15 protein-coding genes are annotated in these 21,800 nt (G+C 57.2%); 11 read left to right on the plus strand and 4 right to left on the minus strand.

From position 1 onward, the window contains the following. Positions 1-3: 3 nt before the first annotated feature. Genes ACW5XD_RS18850 through ACW5XD_RS18885 form a run of 8 tightly spaced genes read left to right on the plus strand, consistent with a single transcriptional unit; the run spans position 4 to position 10,225 of the window. Entirely contained in the window at positions 4-2,268 is a 2,265-nt protein-coding gene (locus tag ACW5XD_RS18850) for a class I tRNA ligase family protein (RefSeq protein ID WP_456496200.1), read from the plus strand. Further along, positions 2,265-5,519 (plus strand): non-ribosomal peptide synthetase, encoded by a 3,255-nt coding sequence (locus ACW5XD_RS18855; protein ID WP_456496201.1) that lies wholly within the window; start codon positions 2,265-2,267, stop codon positions 5,517-5,519. Before ACW5XD_RS18850 ends, ACW5XD_RS18855 begins: the two co-directional genes overlap by 4 nt. Then, complete coding sequence (locus ACW5XD_RS18860) at positions 5,516-7,033, plus strand: AMP-binding protein (RefSeq protein WP_456496202.1); 1,518 nt, start codon at positions 5,516-5,518, stop codon at positions 7,031-7,033. The genes ACW5XD_RS18855 and ACW5XD_RS18860 overlap by 4 nt, the downstream gene beginning before the upstream one ends. Then, the gene (locus ACW5XD_RS18865) at positions 7,023-7,298 is read left to right on the plus strand and encodes a hypothetical protein (protein WP_456496203.1); all 276 of its coding nucleotides are present in this window, start codon (positions 7,023-7,025) and stop codon (positions 7,296-7,298) included. The genes ACW5XD_RS18860 and ACW5XD_RS18865 overlap by 11 nt, the downstream gene beginning before the upstream one ends. Positions 7,299-7,309: 11 nt before the next feature. After that, positions 7,310-7,924 (plus strand): GNAT family N-acetyltransferase, encoded by a 615-nt coding sequence (locus tag ACW5XD_RS18870; RefSeq protein ID WP_456496204.1) that lies wholly within the window; start codon positions 7,310-7,312, stop codon positions 7,922-7,924. After that, a complete protein-coding gene (locus tag ACW5XD_RS18875) occupies positions 7,921-8,973 on the plus strand; it encodes a C45 family autoproteolytic acyltransferase/hydolase (RefSeq protein WP_456496205.1) in 1,053 nt (350 codons plus the stop codon). Before ACW5XD_RS18870 ends, ACW5XD_RS18875 begins: the two co-directional genes overlap by 4 nt. Before the next feature lie 23 nt (positions 8,974-8,996). After that, entirely contained in the window at positions 8,997-9,476 is a 480-nt protein-coding gene (locus ACW5XD_RS18880) for an OsmC family protein (RefSeq protein ID WP_456496206.1), read from the plus strand. Positions 9,477-9,529: 53 nt separating this feature from the next. Then, positions 9,530-10,225, plus strand: a complete 696-nt coding sequence (locus tag ACW5XD_RS18885; protein ID WP_456496207.1) for a 4'-phosphopantetheinyl transferase family protein — start codon at positions 9,530-9,532, stop codon at positions 10,223-10,225. 407 nt (positions 10,226-10,632) lie between these two features. On the opposite strand, the gene ACW5XD_RS18890 is transcribed toward ACW5XD_RS18885, so the two are convergent. The 3 genes from ACW5XD_RS18890 to ACW5XD_RS18900 form a co-directional block, all read right to left on the minus strand. Then, positions 10,633-11,841 carry a tyrosine-type recombinase/integrase gene (locus ACW5XD_RS18890; protein WP_456496208.1) on the minus strand — a complete coding sequence of 403 codons (1,209 nt, stop codon included), beginning with the start codon at positions 11,839-11,841 and terminating at the stop codon, positions 10,633-10,635. 238 nt (positions 11,842-12,079) lie between these two features. Further along, positions 12,080-13,288, minus strand: coding sequence for an MFS transporter (locus tag ACW5XD_RS18895; RefSeq protein WP_456496209.1), 1,209 nt, complete (start codon positions 13,286-13,288; stop codon positions 12,080-12,082). 136 nt (positions 13,289-13,424) lie between these two features. Then, positions 13,425-14,201: a COG4705 family protein gene (locus tag ACW5XD_RS18900; RefSeq protein ID WP_456496210.1), complete on the minus strand. Its 777-nt coding sequence runs from the start codon at positions 14,199-14,201 to the stop codon at positions 13,425-13,427. A gap of 401 nt (positions 14,202-14,602) precedes the next feature. Between ACW5XD_RS18900 and ACW5XD_RS18905 the strand changes: the two genes are divergently transcribed. The 3 genes from ACW5XD_RS18905 to ACW5XD_RS18915 all read left to right on the plus strand — a co-directional run bounded on the left by ACW5XD_RS18905 (position 14,603) and on the right by ACW5XD_RS18915 (position 19,933). Next, on the plus strand, positions 14,603-16,228 hold the full coding sequence (locus ACW5XD_RS18905) for an MCR-3-related phosphoethanolamine--lipid A transferase (protein ID WP_456496211.1): 1,626 nt from the start codon (positions 14,603-14,605) through the stop codon (positions 16,226-16,228). A gap of 459 nt (positions 16,229-16,687) precedes the next feature. Then, positions 16,688-19,237, plus strand: coding sequence for a bifunctional lysylphosphatidylglycerol flippase/synthetase MprF (gene mprF, locus ACW5XD_RS18910; protein WP_456496212.1), 2,550 nt, complete (start codon positions 16,688-16,690; stop codon positions 19,235-19,237). Positions 19,238-19,246: 9 nt separating this feature from the next. Continuing rightward, complete coding sequence (locus ACW5XD_RS18915) at positions 19,247-19,933, plus strand: AcvB/VirJ family lysyl-phosphatidylglycerol hydrolase (RefSeq protein ID WP_456496213.1); 687 nt, start codon at positions 19,247-19,249, stop codon at positions 19,931-19,933. Between the two features lie 253 nt (positions 19,934-20,186). Here the strand turns inward: ACW5XD_RS18915 and ACW5XD_RS18920 are convergent, their stop codons facing one another. Continuing rightward, positions 20,187-21,767 (minus strand): ABC transporter substrate-binding protein, encoded by a 1,581-nt coding sequence (locus ACW5XD_RS18920; protein WP_456496214.1) that lies wholly within the window; start codon positions 21,765-21,767, stop codon positions 20,187-20,189. Positions 21,768-21,800 lie beyond the last annotated feature (33 nt).

The following is a 21,800-nucleotide window of genomic DNA, read 5'->3' on the forward strand; positions in this document are numbered from 1 at the left end:
GATATGATCATTCATCGCTACGATGCCACACGTATGTCAAAGCAGTTCGGTATTGATATCAGCAGTATTGACGGTATGGATTTCCCTGCCGGTTGGGGACGGGTCAGGCCCGGAGAGCGTTCGGACAGTCATCAGCATGATGAAACCGAAATGTTCGTGATCGTCGCGGGGGAAGGCGTATTGATCGTGGACGGCCACCGTCATCCGGTGAGCGCGGGCTGTGCGGCGCAGTTCGCGCCTTTTGAGTCGCACGTGCTGGAAAATACGGGAGATAAAGACATTCTCTTTTTCCTTCAGTACCGCCGCGACGCCGACAGCGCCCGGCATTTCGCCTCTTCCCGGGAACGGCAGGATCCCCGGCGTCCGCAGTTTGTTTTCTCCACGCCGCCGACGCCAAACGGCGATTTGCACCTCGGCCATTTGTCGGGCCCGTATCTGGGCGCCGACGTTTATGTCCGTTATCAGCGGATGATTGGCAATCCGGCGTGGCACATGACCGGCTCCGATGATTATCAAAGCTATGTCGTCGCACTGGCGGAACGTGAAAACACGACGCCCGCCGCTGCGGCGCAGCATTTCTCCCGCGAGATTTTACAAACGCTGAAGATGATGGATATCGAGCCGGATCATTACACGGTGACCAATGATGCGCCCGGCTATATTCAGGGCGCCCAGCGCTTTTTCAGCCGTACGCTGGGTGAAGACAAGGTGGTTTTTGCCGAGAGCGCCGCCCTGCGTGACGCGCAGAGCGGTAAATATCTTTATGAGGTTGACGTTTCCGGCCAGTGCCCCGGTTGTGGCGGCGGTACCAACGGCAACATCTGTGAAGAGTGCGGGGAACCCAACGTCGTCACGGACATGGCACAGCCGTTATCCAAACGCTCCCAGCTTCCGCCTGAACGCACTCAGGTCGCCCGTTATCTCCTGCCGTTGCACCGCTTTGAGCAGCAGATCGCCGAGCATCACAAAGTTGGCCGGGTGCCTGCCCGGATGCGTGAACTGGCTCACCGGGTCTTTTCCCGTCCTGAATTCACCGTGCCGGTGTCTCATCCTTCCGAATGGGGGATCGCACCGGCTGAAGCCGAAGGCGAGGGGCAGGTTATCTGGGTATGGCCGGAAATGAGCTATGGCTTCCTGTATGACATTGAGCAACTGGGTAAAAAAATCAATCGCCCCTGGTCGGCGGATGAACCCGGTAAAGACTGGAAGATCGTGCATTTCTTTGGCTACGACAACAGTTTTTACCACAGCATCCTTTATCCGGCGCTGTATCACCTGGCTTATCCGGAATGGCAGCCGGATATCGATTATCACTACAACGAATTTTATCTGCTCGATGGCAAAAAGTTTTCGACCAGCCGTCGCCATGCCGTGTGGGGGAAAGAGATCCTGACGCCGGAGAGCGTGGATGCTGTGCGCTTTTACCTGTGCCTGACGCGCCCTGAGCAGGAGAGAACCAACTTCCGTCTGTCGCAATGGGAAGAGGAAGTGCGCGGTACCCTGCTCGGCGAATGGCAGACCTGGCTGCACGACCTGGGTGAACGTGTTGGCACGATCTATCAGGGGAATGCGCCGGATGCCGGTATCTGGACCAAGGAGCAGGTCGCCTTCTGGGCGCGGCTAAACGGGTTGTTACAGGCGATCACCGATGCGCTGAACCCCGACGGGTTTTCGTTGCGCAGTGCCGCCAGTCACCTGAAAGCGCTGGTTACCGAGACGCGCGCGTTTTCCCGCAGCCAGCAGCAACTGGCGGGTATCGCACACTGGCGTGATGAATACCGGACCGCCGTGGCGCTGGAGCTGGCAGCTGCGAATCTGCTCTCCACCGTTGCCCGTCCGCTGATGCCGCGCTTCTCCACCCGCCTAGCGGCGGCGCTCGGCAATGAGACGGCGCAGTCATGGCCGCAGCAGGCACAGCTGGTGACGCCGGGTAACCGCATTACGTTGCAGGAAACGCCGTTCTTCTTTGATCCACAAGTGCGTGATCCACAAGAACGTGCTCCTCAGGAACCGGCCGATCAGGCACAACGCGGCGACGCCCATTGGCAGTGGCTGGAGGAGAAGCTGGGCGTTCTGTTACCTGAAACTCGCCTGCATCCGGCGCACGTTCTGTCGCAGCTGGGCGCGACCTCACTGATTACCGTGACGCTGCAATATCAGTTATTTCATGAATGTCAGGTCGATGTTCCGCTGGAAACACTGCTGAACCAGCCGCTGGGGGAGATCGCCGGTCATATTGCACGCCAGAGGCAGGGGGCTACAGCATGAGCGTCAGTGCGTTACTGGAACAAATCACCGATGCTGGGCTCAGAATCAGCAGGCAGGGTGAAAACCTGAAACTGGAAGGACTGACCAACGCGATTCCGCCGCAGCTGGTGGCGGATATCCGTACGAATAAGGCGCAGTTGCTCGCCTGGCTGGAAGAGAGCCTGGATAAGTTCCCGCTGACTCCGCTGCAGCAGGCATATTACCGCGGCCGTGATTTGGTCACGGAGGGCGGGGGCGTGGCCAATCAGGTTTACCATGAGATCGAAGGCGTCTGGGACATTGAACGGCTGGAGCAGGCATTGCAGCGCGTGGCACAGGAGCATTCAGCGCTTCGCCTGCGGATGACCGGCGATAACGCGCAGTATGAAAGCAGCGAACTGCCCCGCATCGCCCGCCGTGACTGGCAGGGGTTCAGCGACGGGGAACAGCGTCAGATGCGAGCCCGGCTGCGTGAAGAGAAGTCCCATCAGGTACTGCCGCCGCAGGCTTCACTGTTGCAGGCGGAAGTGGTGATCCTGTCGCCGGAAAGCATGGTGTTGTACGTCAATCATGACGGCATGATTGTGGACGGCATCAGCATGTTTTTGCTGTTCCGGCTCTGGCACCAGCATTATCAAACACCGCAGCCGCAGACCGAATATCTGTCGTTCCGCCGGCACATCGCTGCCCGCGAGCAGGATAAACAGCACGCCGTCAGCGAACGTTCGCGGGATTACTGGCTGCGGCGTCTGGAATCGTTGCCGAAAGCGCCTGCGCTGGCGCAGAATCCCCGCCCCGCCACAGGGGCGCCCCGCTTCCGGCAGCATCTCGTCACCCTGGATGCGGCCCGCTGGCAGCAGTTGCAGCAGCAGGTCAAAGCGCAGCAACTGACGCCCGCCGCCGTGCTGATGGCCGCATGGTCGGAAACGCTGTACGTCTGGGGCGCCGGGGAGGATTTCACGCTCAACGTGACGATCTCGGAACGCCGCCCGATTCATCCGCGGGCTTTCAGCACGATCGGGCCGTTTTCCATTCCGATGCTGACCGAGATCCATCTGGATCGCCGATTGCCGTTTATCCGGCGCGTGCAGCGCCTACAGGCGCAACTGCATCAGGATATTGATCACCGCTATTTTTCCGGTATCGATGTCATGCGGGAACTGGCGAAAACGCGCGGGCTGGCAGACGCGCTGATGCCGTACACGTTTAACTGCACGCTGGGCGCGCTGGAAGGGGTGAACGGTGATGCGCTGACGCTGCTCGGTCGCGAGGTTTACACGCTGAGCCAGACGCCGCAGGTGTTGCTGGACGCCTTCCTGTTTGAACAGCAGGGGCAACTGGTGATTCGGCTGGACGGCGTGGAGTCGGCGTTTCCGGCAGGCTTTCTGGCGGCGATGGCGGAAGGCTTTCAACATATGCTGCTTTCGCTTTGCCAGCCGGAAAGCTGGGCGCGGGCAACGTTCGATCTGCTCCCTGCCGAACAACGCCAGCGACGGGATCAGATCAACGCGACCGAAGCGGAAATCCCGTCCGGCTTGCTCGGCGACGCCTTCGTGGCCCAGGCCCGCCGGAACCCGGCCGCCGCGGCGATTTGTACGGCGGAGCGGCAAATCAGTTACGGCGAGCTATTGAACCGCGCCGCGGAGGCCGCACAGTGGCTGCACGGTCAGGGGGTAAAGCGTAACGAGCTGGTCGGCCTCATCGCGACCCGCGGGCCGGAGCAGATTGTCGGTATTCTGGCTATCGTTCTGGCCGGCGCCTGTTATCTGCCCATTGACGCCGGCCTGCCCGAAGCCCGTCGGCGCTATATGTTGCAGGACGGCGGCGTTCGGGTGGTGCTGACCAACGTTGACGCTGCCGCATTGCTGCCCTGTTTCGACTTGCGCACCCCTGCGCAGAAAACTTTCGGCTTGCCCGCACGTGATGCTGCCGCGACGCAGGACGATCTTGCCTACGTGCTGTATACCTCCGGAACGACCGGCGATCCCAAAGGCGTGATGGTGACGCACCGCAACGTGGTGAACCTGGTCGCCGACTGTCAGCGGCGTTTCAGCGCCCGTCCGGAAGATCGCTTTTTCGCCATCAGCGCGTTCAACTTCGATCTGTCCGTCTGGGATATTTTCGGCGCACTGGCTGCCGGTGCGGCGCTGGTGATACCGGACGCGGATCGCGCCGCCGATGCGGAACACTGGGCGGCACTTTGCCGGATGCACCGCGTCAGTATCTGGAACTCAGTACCGGCCATCGTACGGATGATGTTTGACTATCAGCCTGAGCTGGCGGAGAGCCTGCGCCTGATTATGATGAGTGGCGATCGTATTCCGCCGGATTTGCCGGCGGCCATGATGGCACGCCGCCCTGATATTGCGTACTGGTCACTGGGCGGGCCGACGGAAACGACCATCTGGAACATTTGCCATCCGATTTCGGCTGAGGATTGCAATGGGGAAAATATTCCCTACGGCCGCCCCAATGCCAACAACCAATGCTCGGTGCGCAACGCGCAGGGCGGTGAATGTCCTGACTGGGTAGCCGGTGAAATCTATGCCGCCGGGGCCGGGATTACCCGCGGCTACTGGAATGACGAGGCCAGAACCCGTGAGCGATACCCTGTCGATGCGACCGGCGGTCAGCGTTGTTTCCGCACCGGCGATTTGGGGCGCTATTTACCCAATGGGGACATCGACATTCTCGGCCGGGTGGACTTGCAGATAAAAATCAACGGATACCGTATTGAAGCCGGAGAAGTTGAGAACGTGCTTACTGCCTTGCCTGAGATTGCCCTGGCCGCAGTGGTCGCCGCCAAAGACGCGCGGGGCGACGTGCTGGTCGCGCATCTGGTCGCCGATGGCGCCCGGCCTGTGCTGGCCGAACTGCGTCAACGCGTCGCGCATTTACTGCCGGACTACATGATTCCGGCGCACCTGGTGTGGCACGAAGCCCTGCCCCTGAACCGTAATCAGAAAGTCGATCGCAAGGCCCTGGCCCAGCTTCCCTTGATCGCCGACGCGCCGGAAGGCGCCGGATCCCGGCAGGCCATCGGTGATATCGAACGTACGTTGCAGGCGCTGTGGCAGGACATTCTGGCCTGCGACAACGTCGGGGTGGAGCAGGACTTTTTCAGCCTGGGCGGCAACTCCCTCAAAGCCTTGCGGATTCTGACGTCCGTACGTAAGGCGTTCGGCGTGGCGATGCCGCTGGAATCCGTTTATCAATTTAACACCGTGCAGGCAATGGCGGACCAAATTGCGGATCGCGGAGGAAAGCTATGACGCTCTCCATCATTAACGAGATTGTGAACCGACTGCCGGTGGCCGGCGGCAATCTGTATATCGCAACCCTGAGCGAACAAAAAACGATCTCATTGCGTGAGCTGTACCGCATGGCGGGGCAGGTCGCGAATGGTTTGCTGGCGCAAGGCATTCGCGCCGGAGATACCATCGGCATCCTGGCGGATAACCGGCTTGAATGGGTATTGCTTGACCTGGCCGCACTGCGCCTGAAGGTGCGCACCGCCGGGTTTGACCCCGGCAAGTTCACCGCGACGCCGGCGCTGGTGCAGGACTACCGGCTTAAGTGTCTGTTTACCGATAAAAACGCCGATGCCGCTCACCCGGCAATCTGCGACATTAAATCGATCAACGCGTTTACCGGCGTTTATCCTGAAGAGCTGCCCGCCGTTGACTATGCGGCGGATGAGACGACCACCATCAAATTTACCTCCGGCTCCACGGGCGTGCCGAAAGGGCTGGCGGCCACGGTCGGCAGCATCGACGCCTCGCTGCACGGCGTTCAGCGGCTGTTCGCGCATGCTCCGGGCGACAGCCTCTTTGTCTTTTTGCCGTTGTCACTGCTACAGCAGCGCTATTGGATCTATTCGGCGCTCAAATACGGCCATGACGTGGTTCTGAGTAATTACCAGTCGGCATTTGTCTTCATGGCACAGCGGCAGCCGACCGTGGTGATGGGGGTGCCTGCGTTTTTTGAAACCGCGCGCCAGCACATTATCCGGCAGGGTGGCGATGACGCGGCGATGAAAACCCATGCCCGCGCGCTGTTCGGCGAACGTATCCGCTATTTATGGACGGGATCCGCGCCCGCCGATGCCGCAACGCTCGATTTCTACCCGCGTATGGATCTGCCGCTTTATGAAGGGTACGGGATGAATGAAACGTGTATCGTCACGAAAAATCACCCCGGCGCCTTCCGTCCGGGTAGCGTCGGGCAGGTGATCGACGGGAAGAAGGTGGTGATCGATAAAAACGGCAATGTCGTCGTCTACAGCGATTATCCGGTCAATACCCGCTATCTCTACGCTCAGGAAGGGGCGTCGGAGAAAATTTTTACGCCGGACGGCGGGGTGCGTACCGGCGATCTGGGATTTATCGACGCAGACGGCTTTTTGTATATCAAAGGCCGCTCGGACAACGTCATCGTCCTGGATAACGGCAAAAAAATCGACGTACAGCCGATCGAAGCCCGCCTGCGTAATGCAGGTGTTATTGCGGAGTGCGTCATCTTCAGCCCACAACAAACGGATCTGGTCGCCGTCGTTTCACCGGCGTCCGTTCCCGCCGATATTCCGGCGATTCATGCCGCGCTGGAAAGCGTTAACGCCGCGACGGAAAAGGATGAGTTTATCAGCCGCCTCGTGATTGCAGGGCAGCCGTTCAGCATTGATAACGGCCTGCTGACTTCTCAGTACAAACCCATTCGCAAAGCAATATTTGAACGTTATCAACATGAACTGAATACTACCGTTAAGGAGAGTCATTATGTCCGTTAATCTGGAAACCGTTGCCCGACAAAAGCTCGCCGCCGTGCTGACGTCTCCCGCAGAGAGCGGGCAACTGGACGCCGGCGCTAACATGCGCGATGCGTACGGCCTGACATCGCTGAATAAAATCTTATTCATCACGTCGCTGTGTCAGGAGGCGGGGATCAGCCTTGCCGGGCTGACGGAGGACGATCTGGCGCATATGAACACGCTGGACGATGTTATCCGTATTCTGGTGCCGCTGGTTGATGCACCGGCGGCAAGCCATCTGTAGGGAGCATAAATATGAACTGGCAAACGACGGCGTCGGCAACGCTGGAAAATGAGCACGTCATTCTGCGCCCCGTCCGTGAAGACGATCGGGAGAGTGTTCGCGCCCTGGCGCGCGACAGCCATATCTGGCGCTATTTCGTTTTTCGCGTCAGCAGCGATGACGAGTTTGAGACCTTCTTCAATGCAATGCTCGGCGATCAGGCCACGGGCGCACGCGCCGTATTTATCGTGGTAGACAAAGCCAGCGGACAGATTGCCGGCAGCATGAGCTTCGGCAACATGGTGGAAAAAGAAGCCCGGCTGGAAATCGGCTGGTCCTGGCTCGGCGAGGCTTTTCGCGGCAAAGGTATTAATCGCTGGGCCAAATACTTGCTGATGCGTCATGCGTTTGAGGAGCTTTGCGCAATACGGGTGGAGTTCAAAACGGATGTGCTTAATCTCCAGGCCAGGGCCGGATTGCGCAATATCGGGGCGAAAGAGGAGGGGGTGCTGCGCAGTTTCAACTTTATGCCGGACGGTCGGCGCCGTGACGCTATTTTCTACAGCGTCCTCGCTGACGAATGGCCCTGGGTGAGCGATGCCTTGCAGCACCGGGCGAAAACCGGTCCGCGCCCGGAGGCGCAATGAGCGCCGTGATTCCGGTTGTCAGGCTGTCGGGTGACGCACACAGCAGAGGGATTCAACATGGCGAACAGTGCCGTCAGGCACTGTGGCAATTTGCCGACGACCATCTGTGCCGGCTCAACCTGCTGAGTGACGTTCCGCTCTCCCTGGAGGCGCTGGAGGAAAAAATCGGCCGCTATCGCCGGATCGTCACCCACTGGCTACCGGACATTGCGCAGGAGATTGACGGGCTGGCCGTCGGTGCGCAGATGCCGGTGGCGCTGGCCTGGCTGTTACAACTGCGGCGGGAGATCCTCGGCTATAACCGGATTGCCACGGGGGGAGACTGCACCACGCTTTCTTCTCTGGCAAGTGAGCCGTGGCTGGCGCAGACCGTAGATCTGAACGGTAATCTGGATGATTTCATTCACGTCCTGGCCTGCCAGGGTACCCGTATTCCCGCGCGGGTGCTGAGCTTTGGCGGGCTGCTGGGGTATCTTGGCATTAATCAGGCAGGGCTGGCCGTCGGCCTGAATATGGTGCTGGGCGGAAAATGGGAACCGGGTATTCCGCCTTATCTGGCGATCCGACATATACTGGACACCTGCGCCAGCGCAGAGAAAGCGCTGGAGGTTCTGACCCGGTTGCCGCTTTCCAGTTCGCGCTCGTTTACGCTTTGTGACCGGCAACAGACTTTCTGCGCAGAAAGCCTGAACAACCAGTGGCGTATCGTTTCGCAGGGGAATATGCGGCAAGGTGGCGGCACGACGTCGCATACCAACCACTTTCTGCACCAGGACTTTTTAGCCGATGATGCGATCAATATTTTCGCGAAGAACTCGTCGCTTCAGCGGCTGGCCAAGGCCCGTGAGTTTCTGGCGTCCGGTCCGCATACCGGTGAAGCCTGCTTCACGCCGTTCAGCGCGGCTCCTCTGTGCGTGGCCGACAACGGCGACATTCGGCGTGAACGTACCGTGGCGGCAGCGGTGATGTTGCCGGAGCAGGGCGTTATGCTTGTACGGCCGGGGAATCCGGCCGTGAATCTGACCCAATGTTTCTCATTCTCTGATTAATCAATGCTATTGAGGGCAAGCCTATGTCAAAACATCTTCACTCTTACCAGATTGCGCTGACCTGGACCGGTAACTGGGGAAAAGGAACAACGAGCTATAAAGCCTACGGGCGTGAGTACAACATCACGGGGAACACCGGCAAAGAGATGAAGGGCTCGGCAGACCCGCAGTTTTTAGGTGATCCTTCCTGCTGGAATCCAGAGGAGATGCTTTTGGCATCCCTCAGTGCCTGCCACCAGCTCTGGTATCTGCATCTCTGTGCTGATGCTGGGGTAACGGTAGTACGTTATGAAGATATGCCTCGCGGTATAATGGATGAGCTAAAAAATAGTTTTACTGAAGTTATGTTAATGCCTAAAGTAGTTATTTCCACTGAGTCAGACATAGAGTTGGCGATAAGTTTGCATAATCTTGCTCATGAAAAATGTTATATCGCTAACTCGCTTAACTTTCAGGTGAAAATAATGCCTGATGATGTCATGCTTGAATCTAATAATGTTTAGCTAAATAATTTTTGGTTTATATCATGTGCTTATGTCCGGTAGATAATTTTTCTTTGTCTCCATTCATCAAGAAAGGTGAGTTTGGCCATCTGAAACATTGGCCTCAAATTTTATATGGCCTGATTGAGTTCGACGATGACTCATATACTGATGAACTTTTTTATCAATTAACGCAACCTTTCCCCGAAAAATTACGCCAGTCAGTAGTGAGACGTAAAGCTGAATTTCTTGCTGGTCGTTATTGCTGTTCAAGTCTGTTGAAAATAGCTGGGGCCAAGTCGACATATGTGGACTCAGAAAATGGAGTGCCCGTATGGCCCTTGGGCTGGCATGGTAGCATATCTCATACAGATAGTTATGTGATAGTCGTACTGGCAAACAAAAAACTAGGATTAACGTTAGGTATTGATATTGAGAGAAATAACCCAGATGTATTGTTAAACGTTGTTGATATGTTTTCTTCTGAAAATGAACGGACTCTATTAAGATCATTACCATTAGCTTATAAAAAAGCTCTACTATTACTTTTTTCTGCTAAAGAAAGTCTTTTTAAATCACTTTGGCCAGAAACTGCAGGAGGAATTGATTTTCATGTTTCCAATATAACATCCATTGATGTTGTGCGGCAGACGTTTACATTGGTATTATCATCTACATTATCCTCCAAATTTTATGTAGGTAAAGAAATTACGGGGAGATATAATTTTTTTAATGAGCATGTAATGACATTTATTGCTTGCTGTAGGTGATGATTTTAATTATATTAATATTTACTTGGTATAGCATTAATTGATTTGGACTTAGTGAAGGTACGAATAAGTCACTAAACACAAAGCATGCATCTGTAACATGTTGAACTGGAAGGACTAAAAATTTCAGTTTCTTTGTAGAGGGTACTTATTCGTACCCTCCCTACCAGACATCCTCGCGCAGGAGAACTGGCGCACACAGGTTCAAAAACGTTCGGAAGAGACAGCTAAGAAGCGCAAGGTTGGACCAGTCTCTGTTGTGGCTCAAGTACAATGAACTCCAATTTAACTCAGCTTGAGAGGCTCCACTAATAAGCCTAGTTTGCTCTGAGTTATCTGCAGAAGTGTTCGCTTGTTCGTTATTAGCAAATAAGAGAGAAGCTGCCATCTGGCTGGCCGCTTCCTTCTTATTCGGTTGGTAGATCTCCAGTCACGAACTCAGCCCAAGCATCCATCATAGGTCGACGTTGATCCAGCAAGTCAGTGCGATGGTACGCTGCTTCCACCTTGTTCTGTACTGCATGGGCTAATGCTCGTTCTGCGAGATCTCTGGCATAGCCTTGTTCGCTGCACCAGTCCCGGAAACTGGAGCGAAAGCCGTGTGCGGTTGCCAGACGACCAGGAGTAGAACTTTCCGCTTTGGTTCTTCTCAGAAACATCGTCAGCACAGTGTCTGAGAGCGGAACCTGATCTCTAGGAGAAGGAAATACCAGCTCGTCATGTAATCCCCTTAGCACAATAAGGATCTCAACGGCACGAAGAGATAACGGAACACGATGTTGTTGCTTGGCTTTCATACGCTCGGCAGGCAAGGTCCAGATCCGTGCATCCAGATCTACTTCAGACCATTTCATCGCTCGGACCTCACCAGATCGGCAAGCAGTCAGGATCAAGAACTCCAGCATGGAGCGCGTTACATCAAAACGTTGGGCCGTTCTCAGATGCTTTTGCACAAATACCGGAATATCACGCCAAGGCATCGCTGGCTGGTGCTCTACTCGTACAGATTTGCTTGGCTGCGCTGGCAGTAAGTGATTAACCACATCAACCGGGTTGGCAGAGGTGTAGCCATGAGCCCATGCCCAAGCCATCACGGCGTGCAGTCGCTGTTTAACACGACTTGCCGTTTCCGGGATCGTCAACCAGATCGGCTGTAGGACTGAAGCGATATGAGCGGGGGTGATGGTATCGATGGGGAGCGAGCCAATCGTAGGGAAGGTGTACTGCTCTAGCGTGCTGATCCATTGCTTACCATGTTTGGGGTTCTTCCAGCCCGGCAGCAAGCTTTCATAGACCCGTCTGGCAGATGCCTCCAGAGTCGGGATCTGCGGCTTATTATGCTCCTGCAGCCGGATCTCTAGTGGGTCAAAATTATTCGCGAGCTGTTCCCGCATCACTTGTGTGTCTCGAGCCGCGTCAGCTATGGAGATCTCGGGGTATGTGCCGAGGCCGGCGTTACGCCGTTTCTTCGTCAGCGGGCTGACATAACGGAATACCCACTTTCCTCTTCCCTTGACGGTGGAAGGGTGCAAGGTCAAACCAGTGATGCCCCCATGAGCAAGGGGTTTATCTTCCGGCTTGATGCTACGAGCTTTGGTATCGGTGAGGATTGCCATCAGGTAACCTCCTTGGGAATTGAATATGCCACCAAGCATGCGCAGTGGTAATATGTGATTGGGATGGATTGGACAGGTGTTGGATGCAAGATGCTGATAGATAGCGATTTATCTTGCTGCTTCAGAATGGATTGGACTGGATTGCGGCGGGCACCTCCTCCGCCATTTTCAGAAAAGCCCCAGACAACCTCGTTGTCTGGGGCTTTTTGCTGCCTGTGATTTGGTTTCTCATCCGCTGTCAGGTTTTGGTTATGGGGAGTGAACCTGTCCGCCAGAGTAGCACCAGCAGGGTGAGCAGGCAGAAGGCCGCGCCCGTGTAGAAGGTGAAGGCCGCGCCCAGGCTATCCCACATCAAGCCCGCCACCAGGCTGGCCAGCAGCATGGCGAGACCGCTGACCAGATTGAAGAGGCCATAGGCGGTGCCGCGCAGATCTGCAGGCGCCGTGGCGGCCACCATGGCGGCCAGCAGCCCCTGGGTCATCCCCATGTGAATACCCCATAGTGCCACCCCCGTCAGCATGACGGCCCAGTGGTGGCTCGCGGCCAGGGTCAGGTCGGCCGCGATCAACACCAGCAGTCCCCATATCAGCAGCGTGGTGTGAGACAGGCGATCCGAGAGGCGACCGAAAGGGTAGGCCGACAGGGCATAGACCAGGTTCATCGCCACCATGACCAGCGGCACCAGGGCCAGCGGTATGCCGGTTTGCTGGGCGCGCAGCACCAGAAAGGCTTCGCTGAAACGAGCCAGGGTAAAGAGGGCGCCGATGAGCACGACCCAGCGATAGGGGGCGCCAAGCCGGCGCACATTGTCGCGTCGCAAGGGGTTGCTGCGCACGGCGGGTCCGGGTTGTGCGGGTTCGCGCAGGCCGATGGCGAGCAGGGTGACCGAGGCCAGTCCGGGTATGACGGCAAGCCAGAAGATGGCGCGAAAATCGTCGTGCCAGAGCAGCATCAATCCTACCGCCAACAGGGGGCCGAGCAAGGCGCCGACCGTGTCGAGGGATTGGCGCAGGCCGAAGGCGGCGCCCCGCAGCGCAGCCGGGGTAAGGTCGGCCACCAGCGCATCGCGGGGGGCGCCCCGTATCCCCTTGCCAACCCTGTCCAGCAGTCGGGCAGTGAGCACGAGCCCGTTGCCGGATGCCATGGCAAACAGCGGTTTGGTGAGAGCGCCCAACCCGTAGCCCAGTAGAGCCAGCCCCTTGCGTCGTCCCAGATAGTCACTCAGGGTACCGGAGAAGACCTTGACCATCAGTGCCGTGGCTTCCGCCGCTCCTTCGATGAGACCGACGGTGAGGGCGCTGCTGCCGAGCACTGTCACCATGAAAAGTGGCAACAGGCTGTGGATCATCTCGGACGAGATATCCATCAGCATACTGACGAATCCCAATACCCAGACGCCGCGCGGGATCTGGCTCAGAGGGGTGTGACGAGGCGAGTGCGGAGTCATGGTGATCTGCCTTGCACAGGAGCTGTTTTCTCAGAGGATAGTCAGTTGTGTTGTTCGCCGAAAATTGAGGGCCGTGGCGTCACGTCTAGAAAGCAGATAGACGGAACAGGCTGGCAGCCTGTTCCGGTGATCGGGGTTATTCTATATCGAGCTCGGCATTGGCCAGGCGCCGGTACTTGAGGGTCGAGAGCAGCACCAGCACGGCGATGGCGGCCAGCAGAGTGAAGGAGGCGGAATAACGGCTCAGCTCCAGCCCTCCTTTGCTCAGCGGCTTGTCCAGGAAGTCGCCCACTACGGCGCCCAGCGGCCTGGTCAGGATGAAGGCGGCCCAAAACAGCAGGGTACGCGATACCCGGGTCAGGTAGTAGGTTGCCACTATGGCCGCCAGCATGCCGCCAAACAGCACGGCGCTGCCTGCATAGCCAAAACCGGCTTCATCAGCGGTCCAGTCACCCAGCGCTGTCCCCAGGGTTTGGGAGAACATGATGGTGATCCAGTAGAACATCTCGGTACCTGGCGTGGTGACGCTGCCGGTGGAGATGTTGCCCTGGAACTTGTACCAGGTGAAGAAGGAGCCCATCAGCAGCAGGAACAACAGGGTGGAGCCGCCGGCATAACCGAGCCCAAGCGAGCGATCGGCAAAGTCAGCAAGTGTGGTGCCGACCGTGGTGGTGGCGATGATAGTGGTCCAGTAAAGCACGGGTTTATAGGAGGTCGCCGCGATTTGGGCGCTGACCGACACAAAGAAAATGACGGCAAAGATTGCCGTTCCCACCAGATAACCGAGATTCATCGACATGGAGACGGCATCGCCACCGGTTTCTCCCAGCGTGGTTGCCAGAATTTTGATGACCCAGAATGCCAGGGTGATCTCTGGCACCTTGCTGATTGCTGCGTTGCTGTTGCTATGCATGTTAACCCTCTCTCGCTGATACCGTTCGACGAGGACTCGTCAGGGCACAGCGTCGCCGAGAAGTCTTAAGAAAGGATTAAGACGCAGAGACAGTCATGACATATTTCTTCAGAAGAGAGATCAGTCTGTGCAGTCGGCAGGTTGAACCGAGTGAATAAACAGGCGTGGGCGGGTATTTTTTGAGCGCTCGCGTAACATTTTTTTTCTTAATTTTTCCTTAAGCATGGTGGGGTAACATGCATTTTTTTGCGATTATTGATATAGATCACATTATGCAGAGTGTCTAAAAATATCCTATCCAGTGCATTTATGGCTCTGCTATGATCCGGCGCCAAATATTAAAACGCCAGCATGAGATCGCATGTTCAGGTGTAATAAAGAAGTGTAACAGGGAGATAAAAATGCCTTCTTTTCTTAAAATAAAAATTGTTCCATTTGTTTTTCTACTGGCGTTCATGTTTGCCTTCCTGCTCAATTGGCCAGTGTTGCTGCATTTTTATGAAATCTTGTCCCAGCTTGAGCATTTCAAGATTGGTTTTGCCATATCCATTCCTATCGTACTGGTCGCGGCCCTGAACTTCGTATTCATGCCTTTCTCCATACGTTATTTTGTCAAGCCTTTCTTTGCCTTCCTGTTTATCACCGGCGCCATCGCCAGCTACACCATGATGAAATACAAGGTGTTGTTTGATGGCGACATGATCCAGAACATCTTTGAAACCAACCAGAGCGAGGCCTATTCCTACCTGAGCGTACCCATCGTCGTCTGGGTGCTGCTGGCCGGGGTCTTGCCGGCTGTACTGCTGTTTTTCATCAAGATAGAGTACCCGGCGAAATGGTATCAGGGGCTGCTGCAGCGGGGGCTCTCCATGCTGTTGTCTCTGGTGATACTGGGCGTCATTGCGGCGGCGTATTACCAGGATTACGCTTCGGTCGGTCGCAACAACCAGACCCTGAACCGGGAGATAACCCCGGCCAACTACATGTACAGCACCACCAAGTACCTCTATGAACGCTATCTGGCCGAGCCCGTCTCCTTCAAGACCATGGGGGATGATGCCAAACGGGTAAGCAAGGCTGACAAGCCGACCATGATGTTTCTGGTGGTAGGGGAGACGGCCCGGGGCAAGAACTTCTCCATGAATGGCTATCACAAGGAGACCAATCCCTTCACCAGCAAGCAGGAGGGGATCATCTCTTTCAACGATGTCCGCTCCTGCGGTACGGCGACGGCGGTGTCAGTACCCTGCATGTTCTCCAACATGGGGAGAAATGAGTTTGACGGCAATGTGGCGCGCAATAGTGAAGGATTGCTGGACGTGCTGCAAAAGAGCGGCATCTCCATCTTCTGGAAAGAGAACGACGGTGGCTGCAAGGGAGTCTGCGATCGGGTGCCCAACATGGTGGTGAAACCGCAGGATTTCCCCAAGTTCTGCGACAAGAACACCTGTCATGACGAAGTGGTGCTGGAAGGGCTGGACGATGAGCTGGCCAGTATGAAAGGGGACAAGCTGGTAGGTTTCCACCTGATTGGCAGTCATGGACCGACCTATTACAAACGCTATCCGGGTTCCCATCGTCATTTTCTGCCCGATTGCCAGCGCAGCGATATCGAGAATTGCACCGATCAGGAGCTGGAAAATACCTACGACAACACGATCCGGTACACCGATTACGTGATCGCCAAGATGATAGACAAGCTGAAGAAATATGAGGACAAGTACAATACAGTGCTGATCTATCTTTCTGATCATGGCGAATCATTGGGGGCGTTGGGCCTTTATTTGCACGGCACACCCTACAAGTTTGCACCGGATGATCAGACTCGGGTGCCGATGCAGGTATGGATGTCACCCGGTTTCTCGCGGGACAAGGGGGTCAATCTCGATTGCCTGCAGAAAAATGCGGCCAATATTCGTTATTCCCACGACAATTTCTTCTCGTCCGTGTTGGGAATATGGGATGTGAGTACGGTTGTGTATGACAAGCAGCTGGATATTTTCAGTCAGTGTCGACCGACTCAGTAAGTATGCCGTGATAAAAAGGGGGAGCTTGGCTCCCCTTTTTATTTGTGTGTTGATGGGTCATCTTGCCGCCTAGCCTCCCTGTGCTTGTGCAGGTCGTTTTTTAGGCAGTGAATATGATAAGCTCGCTGGTTGTTTATTCGGCAAAATCAGAGCGGCGGATCGGGCAACACAGCCGGTGTTATTGCTGGCGAATTAATCTGCCAGCGGCTGAGTAATTTATTTCGTTGCAGAGACTCGTCTTTTCCAAAAAAGTCGATATAAAGTGGGGTGCCATGCCAAATCGGGTTTGTGTACTGGGGTAGGGGACATATTGAATGTGCCACTATACCGCTTACAGGCTCGCAGTATGGTCAATAAAAGGTCAAGGCGCGAGGATGTGGTTTGCACTCTCCGTTGCTGGTGGCCGTTTTCAGCAACATGATGCGGCCAGCCATGGCTCCGCGTCGGAAGGGATTGGCAATGCGGCGTCATCTGTTCACCTGGTTAGGCCCGTTATGTAGCTTGTTGTTGTTGGGGGCGGCGTTGACCGTTCTCTATCGTTTGACTCACCTCTGGCACTGGCACGATATCCGGCTGGCCATCTGGTCTTTACCGATGCCGTTGCTGGGTGGCGCTCTGCTGTTGACCTTGCTCAGCTATGCCTGTCTCTGCTGCTACGACATGCTGGCGGTGCATGCTCTCGGCAAGCGCCTGCCCTGGCAGCAGGTCGGAGTGACCTCCTTCATCGCCTACACCTTCTCCAATACACTGGGATTTGCTCTGCTGACCGGCTCGTCGGTGCGTTACCGGATCTACTCTTCACTCGGACTTGGTACGGGAGAGGTGGCTCGGGTCATCGTCTTCTGCTCCGTCACCTTCTTCCTGGGCCTGCTGGCCTGGGGGGGCAGTGCCCTGCTGATGGGAGAGGCTTCCACTTTGTTGCCTGGCTGGCCGCTGTGGGCCGATCAGCTGCTAAATCTGGCGGGTGGATTGGCGCTACTGGTCGTGTTGGCCTACCTGTTCTGGCCAAAACCGGCGCTTGCCTGGCGCGGGCACCTGCTGGTACTGCCGGTATTCAGAACCCGGCTGCTGCAACTGCTGGTGGCGCTGCTGGACTGGATGGCGGCCGCAGCCGTGCTCTACGTGCTGCTGCCGGCGGACAGCGTCTCCTATCCGGTGCTGCTCAGTGCCTTCGTGCTGGCCAGCTTCCTCGGGGTGCTGGCCCACGTGCCTGGCGGGATAGGGGTCTTTGAGGCGAGCATGAGTCTGCTGCTCGCCAAGTACTTGCCGGTGGACAAGCTGCTGGCCTCTTTGCTGCTCTATCGCTGCATCTATTATGTGCTGCCCTTCCTGTGCGCCCTGCTGTTGTTCACCAGCCAGGAGCTGCTGCAGCAGAAGGCGCGCTGGAACCGATTGCAAGGCATCATGACGGCGGTGCGCGAGTTCCTGCCAGCGTTGATAAGCCTGGGCGCCTTTGCGGCCGGCAGCCTGCTGCTTTGCTCGGGAATGATCCCCACCATGCGCGGGCGCATCGAGATGTTTCTGCAGGTATTGCCGCTGCATCTGCTGGAGCTCTCCCACGTGCTCGGCAGTGTCAGCGGCGTGTTGTTGATCCTGCTGGCGCGCAGTCTTTACCGGCGTCATGATGCGGCGTTTCGCATCACCCAGTTGCTGTTGGCGCTGGGGATGGTGTTCTCCCTGCTCAAGGGGTTTGACTGGGAGTCAGCCCTGTTGCTGGGGCTCTTTTTGCTCATCATCACCCCCTGTCGCGCCCTGTTTTACCGCAAGGGCTCCCTGCTCCATGCCCAATTCACCCCGGGCTGGCTCATCTCGGTGGGGGCCGTGCTGCTGGGAGCCATGTGGCTGCTGCTCTTCTCCTACCGGCAGGTGCAGTATGACCATGCCCTCTGGTTCCATTTCTCGCCCCATGGCGCGGCATCCCGTGGTCTGCGGGCCATGGGCAGCGTGGTGGCCGTGCTGGCCGTAGTCGGGGTGGCCCAGCTGTTGGCGCCGCTGCGGGTCTCCGGGCGCAAACCCGAGCAGGAGGAGCTGGCCCGCGCCCATGCGCTGGTGGTGCGCGAGGGGGGCGGCCATGGCTACCTGGCCCAGCTTGGCGACAAGTCGCTGCTGTTTCACCCCGGCGGCGCGGCGTTTCTCATGTATGGCATTGAAGGGAACGGCTGGATCGTGATGGGGGATCCCATTGGCCAGCCGGAGCTTATCGAGGAGCTGCTGTGGCAGTTCCGCGAGCTGTGCGATCAGCACGATGCCAGCCCTGTGTTCTATCAGGTGTCGGCTCGCTACCTGCCGCTCTATCTCGAGCTGGGACTGATCCCGTTCAAGCTGGGGGAGGAGGCCATCGTCGATCTGCCGGCCTTCGATCTGGCCGGCAGTCGGCTGCGCAACCTGCGTCAGAGTCATGCCAAGGGCAAGCGGGAGGGGTTGTCATTCGAGGTGGTGGCGGCAGATCAGGTACCGGCGCTGCTACCCAGGTTGAAGGAGGTCTCCGATACCTGGCTGCAGAGCAAGCAGGGCAAGGAGAAGGGCTTCTCGGTGGGCAGCTTCGAGCCGGCATACCTCAGCTTGAGCCCGGCGGCGCTGGTGCGGCACAGTGGGCAGATCGTCGGGTTTGCCAATCTTTGGGTCAGCGAGAACAAGGAGAGCCTTTCCATTGATCTGATGCGCTACAGCCTAGATACGGGCACGGCACCCATCATGGACTTCCTGTTCGTCGAGCTGCTGTTGTGGGGCAAGGCCGAGGGCTATGCCAGTTTCAACCTCGGCATGGCGCCCATGTCCGGCTTCAACGATCACCCCCTCAGTGGCTACTGGACTCGGCTTGGCAATACCATCTTTACCCGTGGCAGCCGTTTCTACAATTTTCAGGGGCTCAGACGCTACAAGGAGAAGTTCTCCCCGCGCTGGGAACCTCGCTATCTACTTTGCACCAGCAAGCTGGTATTGCCCAGAACCCTGACCAACTTGATTTCCCTGATAAGCCGAGGCCCGTTTGGGCTGATAAAAAAATAGGAGTCGGCCATGAGAGCCCTGTTATTGCTGCTGGCGTGCTGTGCATTTCCGCTCTTTGCCGCGTCGGTGAAAAACGATCTGAGTCTGGTGGAGTTGCCGGTGGCGCAAGCCTCGTCGGCACCCATGGTGGTGTTTCTCAGCGGGGATGGTGGCTGGGCGGCGCTCGACAAGGGGTTGAGTGCCCAGTTTCAACTGCACGGCATGCCGGTGGTCGGCTGGAGCTCGCTCACTTACTACTGGAAGAAGAAGAACCCACAGCAGGTGACCGCCGATCTGGTGCGCGTGCTGGAGGATTACCAGTCTCGCTGGGGACGCCAGCGCTGGCTGCTGGTGGGTTTCTCCTTTGGTGCAGAGATAGTGCCCTTCGTCATCAACCGGCTGCCTGAGCCCTATCGCAAGAGCCTGATAGGTGCCGTGATGCTCTCCCCCTCGACTGCTTCCGACTTTGAGATCCATGTCAGTGACATGGTGGTGCACGACAAGGCGGGGAGTTACCCGACCCAGCCCGAGGTCAATGCCATCCACTCCTTGCCCATGCTATGCGTGCAGGGGGCGGACGACGATTCGCCCGTGCGGCTCTGCCCCCGTCTGCAGCAGCCCAACGTGACCACTGTGACCCTGCCGGGATCGCATCATTTCGAGGATGACTATCCTGTGCTGTTCAAGACCATTTCCAGCCACCTCTCCTTGCAGTAGAGATCATGTGGGTGTTGCTCAAACAGAGGTAGCGGTGCGTGGCATGGTCGGGCATCGTTGTCGCGATGGCCGTTAATCACTGTGTTTATGCCGATCGCTGACCAAGCCCTGGCAGCTCAAGTCGCTGGGGCAGACCTTCGGCCTCGCCTGCTTCATTGATGCTGAGAATGACAAGGCCACCCCACGGGGTGGCCTTGTCGCTTTAAAGGGCGTCTGACGCGTCAGCGCAGCAGGGATGAACCCTTTACCGGCATTATTTGGCGGGGGCCAGCTCGATCCCCTTGTCGTTGTACATGGCCCGATCGGCGTGGATCAACCACTGCTCGGCGCGCCAACCTGACTGATACTGACTGATCCCGACACTGATGCCGACTACCAGCAGATGCTCGTCGACCTGAAATGGCTGGGCCATGGCCATCCTGATCACCTCGGCGATGATCTCGGCTTCGTCCAGATCCTGATCGGGCAGCAAGAGCACGAACTCGTCACCGGCCAGCCTGGCGAAGAAGTGCTGGTGGTGGAGGCTGCGGGTGATCCGTTCCGCCAGCTGGCAGAGGATGGCGTCTCCGTGGCTGTGGCCAAAGCCGTCGTTGACCTGTTTGAAGTTGTTGAGGTCGCAAAACAGCAGGCAACCGGGATTGGGGCTCATTATCTGCGCCTCCAGCCGCTCCATCAGGCTCAGGCGGTTGGGCAGGCCGGTGAGGGGATCTCGTCGTGCCAGCTGCAATATCTCCTCTTCCCGCTGTTGACGCAGAGCAATCTCGCGATTGAGGCGCTTGTTGCACACCAGCAGGTAGACAGCCAGCAGCAGGATCAGCGCGCAAGCCGCCAGACTCAGCAAAAACCAGGGGCGCCAGAAGACCCATTGCTCGGAGGGAGCCTGATAGAGAAAGTCAGTCAGCGGCACCGGCTTCGGTATGAGGCCGATCTCGGCCAGCTGCTGCATGATGTGGGTGAAGCGATCCGGGTTCATATACCCGATCTCCACATAAAGCGGCTGGATCATCTCCTTGCTCACTTGCAGCTCGTACTCCATGTGGGCCTGACTGCGGTTGACGCCGTACGCCTTGCGCAGCAGGGCAATGGCCTCCTGGGGGTGGTCGAGGGCATAGCGCCACCCTTCGAGACTGGCGGCGCGAAAACGCGCCACCCGGTCCGGGTGGGCCTGATCCTGCGCCTGGGTGGTGAACAGTATGTCGCTGTAGAAGTCGATGCCGTAATTGCGCGGGTTGATGACGGAGACGGGAATGCCGCGTTCTTCCAGATAGAAGGGCTCGTTGCTGAGGTAGGCGTTGAAGATATCGACCCGACCCTCGATGAGATCCTCGATATTGACCGAGGTCTGGACCGGGGTGAGCTGGCGCTCATTGAGGCCCTGATAGTAAAGGGTGGCCAGCAACTCGGCATCCTGATGGGCGGAAAACATCATGATCCGTTTGCCACGCATGCCATCAACGGTGAGAATGCCGCTGTCACGGCGGGCCAGGAAGATGGACGGGGAGTGCTGAAAGACGCAGGCGAGCGCCAGCAAGGGCGTGCCCTTGGCATAGGAGGTCAGCACCTCGGTGTTGCCCACGCCAAAGTCGGCGCGACCGCTTTGCACCTCTTCCACCGGGCTTATCCCCTTGCCACCGGGCCTTATCTCCACGTCCAGTCCGGCCCTGGCATAGAAGCCCTTGGCCTTGGCCATGTGGTAGCCAACAAACTGGGGCTGGTGCAGCCAGCGCAGCTGAAGCACCACATGTTCCGGCGCTTCAAGCGGGGATTCGCTGGCCCGTAGGGGAATAGCGTAACTGACACCAATCAGCAGCAACCAAAGCAAGCATCTCTTCATCCGTGCGAGTCTTGTTCTGAGTGTTCATGGGGC

The sequence above is a fragment of the Aeromonas enterica genome (genome assembly GCF_054052465.1).